4 protein-coding genes are annotated in these 5,640 nt (G+C 39.0%); 3 read left to right on the forward strand and 1 reads right to left on the reverse strand.

Annotation, left to right across the window (positions count from 1 at the left end):
• The 3 genes from glmS to H7254_RS18385 all read left to right on the forward strand — a co-directional run.
• The coding region (gene glmS / locus H7254_RS18375) for a glutamine--fructose-6-phosphate transaminase (isomerizing) (RefSeq protein WP_301934358.1) at nucleotides 1-1,653 on the forward strand (1,653 nt) is incomplete at its 5' end.
• A 143-nt stretch (nucleotides 1,654-1,796) separates the two neighbouring features.
• Complete coding sequence (locus H7254_RS18380) at nucleotides 1,797-3,914, forward strand: DUF4954 family protein (RefSeq protein WP_301934359.1); 2,118 nt, start codon at nucleotides 1,797-1,799, stop codon at nucleotides 3,912-3,914.
• Between the two features lie 9 nt (nucleotides 3,915-3,923).
• A complete protein-coding gene (locus H7254_RS18385) occupies nucleotides 3,924-4,553 on the forward strand; it encodes a peptidylprolyl isomerase (RefSeq protein ID WP_301920780.1) in 630 nt (209 codons plus the stop codon).
• A 241-nt stretch (nucleotides 4,554-4,794) separates the two neighbouring features.
• Here H7254_RS18385 and H7254_RS18390 read toward each other — a convergent pair.
• The coding region (locus tag H7254_RS18390) for a DUF2911 domain-containing protein (protein WP_301934360.1) at nucleotides 4,795-5,640 on the reverse strand (846 nt) is incomplete at its 5' end.

Genomic DNA, 5,640 nt, shown 5'->3' on the forward strand with positions numbered 1-5,640 from the left:
CTGCATTCGCATACGGGGATCGGGCATACACGGTGGGCCACCCACGGTGAACCGAACGATAGGAACGCCCATCCGCATACCTCTAAAAGCGGTAAGTTAGCCATGATACACAATGGTATTATTGAAAACTATGTGCAACTGAAAAAAGACCTTGTTAATAAAGGATACCACTTTACCAGTGATACCGATACAGAAGTACTGTTGAATTTTATTGAAGACATTAAAGAAAATAACAATTGCGGTTTGGAGGAAGCCATCCGCATTGCGTTGAAAAGAGTAACCGGCGCCTATTGCATTTTACTGATAAACGAAGATGACCCAGGTACCATTATAGCCGCCAGAAAAGGTAGTCCACTGGTAATTGGTGTGGGTAAGGGCGAACATTTTTTAGGCAGCGATGCCTCGCCCATGCTGGAATATACCAAAGAGGTAGTGTATGTAAATGATTATGAACTGGCGATTGTAAAACCCGATGAACTGATTCTTAAAAATTTAGGAAATGAAAAAATTACACCTTTTGTTACCAAGCTTGATATGGACCTGGCCGCTATAGAAATGGGCGGGTACGATCATTTTATGCTGAAGGAAATTTTTGAACAACCCAGCACCATTCATGACTGCTTGCGGGGACGTTTAGACGCCAGCGCCGGTACCATTACCATGAGTGGTGTAGAAAATAATATTGAAGCATTTAAAACAGCGCAACGCATTATTATTGTTGCCTGCGGTACAAGCTGGCATGCGGGTCTGGTAGCAGAATATGTTATTGAAGAATTGTGCCGCATACCGGTTGAGGTGGAATATGCATCTGAATTCCGTTACCGTAATCCTATTGTAAATAAGGGGGATATTATTATTGCCATATCGCAAAGCGGCGAAACAGCCGATACCCTTGTGGCTATTGAAAAAGCCAAAGAACAGGGTGCAATTATTTTTGGTATTGTGAATGCGGTGGGTTCTTCCATTGCCAGGTTAAGCCATGGTGGCGCCTATACACACGCCGGGCCGGAAATTGGTGTAGCCAGTACAAAAGCTTTTACCGGCCAGTTGGCGGTACTCACCATGATGGCATTAAAAATTGCGAAAGAAAAAGGAACCATTTCAAATGAACGGTACAGCAAATTGTTATTTGAACTGGATGCCATCCCCGAAAAAGTAGAAGCCATTTTAAAAAGTGCAGATGCTATAAAAGCTATTGCTGAAAAATATAAAGGTGCTGCAGATGCTTTATTTTTAGGCCGTGGATACAATTTTCCGATTGCCCTGGAAGGCGCTTTAAAGCTGAAAGAAATAAGTTATATACATGCAGAAGGCTATCCGGCTGCAGAAATGAAACACGGTCCGATTGCCCTGGTAACAGAAACTTTACCGGTAGTTTTTGTAGCCACCAAAGATAGTTACCACGAAAAAATTGTGAGCAACATACAGGAAATAAAAGCAAGAAGGGGAAAAGTAATCGCCATCATTTCTGAAGGTGATGATGTTATTCCAGGCCTGGCAGATGAGGTATTTTTTGTACCGCTGGCTGATGAAATTATGGCACCGATGCTTAGTGTTATCCCACTTCAGTTGTTATCGTATTACGTGGGTATTGCCAAAGGTGTAGATGTTGATAAACCAAGAAATCTGGCAAAAAGCGTAACCGTAGAATAACAACAGATAACTTTTTAATGGATAATTGATACTGCGATTGTTCCAACGGTTCGTAGTAATATTTTGAAATGATCAAAAGCCAAAAGAAAGTTCAGCGTACGTGCAATTGAAAAAATTATCAATTATTAATTGTGAATTAATTTATGAACATAATTAAGAAACATCCGGTAAATAAACTGGGTTATAATTTTGTAGAAGAAAAATACATTCCGGAGGGAAAGGATGAATATTATCTGCGCAATAGTCAAAATACCGGCAATACTGTTTACCGGAAATTAACCTCGCAGGAAATTGAAGTGCTGGTACACAACCGCAACACTTCTGATAACTGGGATCTTATTTTTGTTTCTTCTTTTTTTAATGCAGAGCTGGTAAAAAACTGTAAGTTTTATGGCTTGGTACGGATAGGAAACCTGCAGCCTTTATACCTTGAATTTCATAACCTGCGCATGCCCGTAGGGTTGTATAACAGTACCATTATCAGTTGTGATTTTGGCGATAATATCTGCATTGACAATGTGAATTATTTAAGTCACTATATTATTGGCAACGAAGTAATGATTGCCAACGTAAATGAAATTGCAGCTACCGAAAAAGCTAAATTTGGAAATGGTATTATTACAGAAGGAGAAGAAGAAGATACGAGGGTTTGGATGGAATTGTGTAATGAAAACGGGGGAAGAAAAGTATTGCCTTTTGATGGAATGTTGCCAGGTGATGCCTACCTGTGGAGCAAGTACAGAACCGATGAGATTTTACTAGATAAGTTTAAAGAATTTACACTTCAAAAATTTGATAGCCGCAGGGGATACTATGGAAAAATTGGCGACAGAACTGTTATAAAAAACTGCCGGATTTTAAAAGATGTTTTGATTGGTACAGATGCTTATCTGAAAGGTGCAAATAAGTTAAAAAACCTTACCATCAACAGTGATGCAGAGCGTACTTCGCAAATAGGAGAAGGTTGCGAAATGGTAAATGGAATTGTAGGATATGGATGCAGGATATTTTACGGTGTAAAGGCAGTACGTTTTGTAATGGCAAGTCACTCGCAATTAAAATATGGGGCAAGATTATTGAACTCCTATCTGGGTAACAACTCTACCATTAGCTGTTGCGAGGTTTTAAACTCCCTTATATTTCCGGCACATGAGCAGCACCATAATAACTCTTTTTTATGCGCTTCGTTGCTGATGGGGCAAAGCAATATGGCCGCCGGCGCAACCATCGGCAGTAACCACAACAGCCGCAGCCCCGATGGCGAAATCATTGCAGGGCGTGGGTTTTGGCCGGGTTTGTGTGTTAGTCTTAAACACAATTCAAAATTCGCATCCTTTATTATTCTGGCAAAAGGCGATTTTCCGGCCGAGCTGAATATACCGATTCCTTTTAGTTTGGTGAGCAATGATGTTGCCAGGGATACACTTGTAATAATGCCTGGCTATTGGTTTATGTACAACATGTATGCATTGGAACGCAACGCCTGGAAATATGCCGATCGTGACAGGCGAACCGATAAAATTCAGCAGCTGGAATATGATTATTTAGCGCCGGATACCATCAATGAATTGTTTGATGCACTGAAGTTATTAAACACCCTTGAACCAAATGAAGAAGGCATTGCTGAAACCAGCGGATTTGAAAACACCTCCAGGGCAACAGAAATAATTAAAGTGCCGCAAGCTGTTACTTTGTTTGCTGAACTGATACGCTATTATGGAACGATGCAACTGCTGCATCATTTCGTTAATAATAAATTCAGCAGCTTCGACGCATTAAAAAAAACACTGTCGGCAAAAATACAGCGCAGCCAATGGCTTAATATTGGCGGGCAGTTAATGCAGCAGGGCGAAGTGGAGGCATTAAAAAGAAATATCAAAAGCGGTAAAATAAAAAGCTGGGAAGAAGTGCATGCGTATTACATAAACCAGGGCGAAAACTATCTGAAAGATAAATTATACCACGCCTATACTTCTTTGCTGGAAATACTATCCATTACACCGCGGCAGTTTACGGCTGACTTTTTTATCGATTTGTTACAGAAAGCAGTGGAAACAAAAAGCTGGATGTGCAAAGAAATTTATGAATCACGGGCAAAAGATTACAGTAATCCATTTAGAAAAATGGTATACGACACCAGGGAAGAAATGAATAAAGTGGTGGGAAGTTTAGAAGACAATTCTTTTATCCAGCAGCAAACCGGTAAGCTGGATGAATTTAAAAAACAGGTAAAGTCGGTTATTAAAAAATTAAAATCATAAAATATCTCTGTGAAAAAATTTATTATTGCTGCTCTATTAATTAACGTGTGCGTAGGCGTTTTTGGCCAAACGGTTGCTGAAATGAAAAAAGTGCTGGATACCACGCACGACCCAATTGGATACGTAAAATACCGTTTAAAGAAAAAATACAAAATAGATACGATATCAGTAATGAGCAGTACCTCTTTTACAGGATTGGCTGACAGTCTTGCTTACAAGGGAAAGATCGGCAAAGTATACGGGCCATGGAAAGGCGCTAACTACCTCATTAAGGTATTGGGTAAAGTACCCAACACCTATTATCATGTAAGCCATATTTTATTAGATACCTCATTATTTAAAAAGAATTTTGCTGATTCTTTATCCGTTACCATCATCAATAAAATTAAATCCGGTAAAAGTACTTTTGCAGCAATGGCCAGTACTTACAGTGCAGACAGGGGCTCATCTTCCAAAGGTGGCGACCTCGGCTGGTTTGTAAGGGGTGCCATGTTACCTCAATTAGATGAAGCGATTGCTGCTCATAAAAAAGGAGATATTTTTAAAGTATGGACGCCGGCAGGCTTGCACATTGTAACGATACAAGATAATCCTAAAAAAGATGTAGGGTTTGCATTGTTGCTAAGGGTGATACTTTAGAATTTTAATATGAAATATGAATTATGAGTTATGAAATATGAGTTATGAAATATGAGTTATGAAATATGAGTTATGAAATATGAAATAGAAAATAGAAAATATCGGTTATAAGAACTTCATTAAAAATCCCAGTTTTACAACTGGGATTTTACATTTATGTTATGATGTGTTTTAATGATCTTCTTATTTCCCGAAATCCAGAACCCGAAAAAATTATTAATTATTAATTATCAATTATTAATTAATTAACGTCCTTACCCGCTTTAAGCTGTACAATAATGCCTTCTACCTCCGTTTTATTAGCAGCATCCGATGCCTGGGCAAATGCTGCATTGGCATATTTTAATGCTTCCTTATCATTTTGTTCGCTGCTTAAAGCCCATACCATCCCAATATTGGTGGTAAACTGGTTGGGGTATTTTTTATAATTTGCTTTGAATAATGCGGCGGCTTCTTTGCTTTTTTTTGCTTTCATCAGCTGACGGGCATAGCCATGAATATCGTTCATATTGCCATAAGTATTGGCCTCTTTCGCAAATGCATCCGCTTCCACAGTTTTACCCATCATGTTTAATATTCTTGCTTTATCAGATAGTGTCCTGAAATTCTTTTCACCAATATACTGTCCGCTAATGGCATATTCGACCCACTGCAATCCTTCCTCAAGATTGGTATTATTATCAGCACTCCACTCGGCTGCCTGCGCCCAGGTCTTCCAGTCAAAACCTTTGTTACTTTTTAATTCATTTCTAAAAAGATCTGCCTGGTTTTTATTAAGGTCTGTTTCAACTGTAAATGGAAATATCCATTTTTCCCACAACAAAGCGATAGTAGCACCGCTGCCAGATTGGTTCATAAATTCATACCTTAACCATTCAATAGACTGGTCACTTGTTTTCTGCTTCACTGTAACCCTTAGTGCATCTTCTTTATCATCATAAAAAAAACTTCCCCATGAAGTGCTGGTTTTTGAAAATATCAATATGGATTCCTCTTTGCCCACGGCAATAAAAAATCCATACTTTCCTGCAGCGAGGTTCTTGCCTTCCACCTTTACATCGGTACTAAATTCGATAATGGTATTTTC

The sequence above is a fragment of the Ferruginibacter sp. genome (assembly GCF_014377975.1).
Lineage (GTDB): Bacteria > Bacteroidota > Bacteroidia > Chitinophagales > Chitinophagaceae > Ferruginibacter.

What these genes read in the sequence shown, in the direction of transcription:
- H7254_RS18380 (WP_301934359.1), top strand. Translation starts at nt 1,797, where the DNA reads ATGAACATAATTAAGAAACATCCGGTAAATAAACTGGGTTATAATTTT.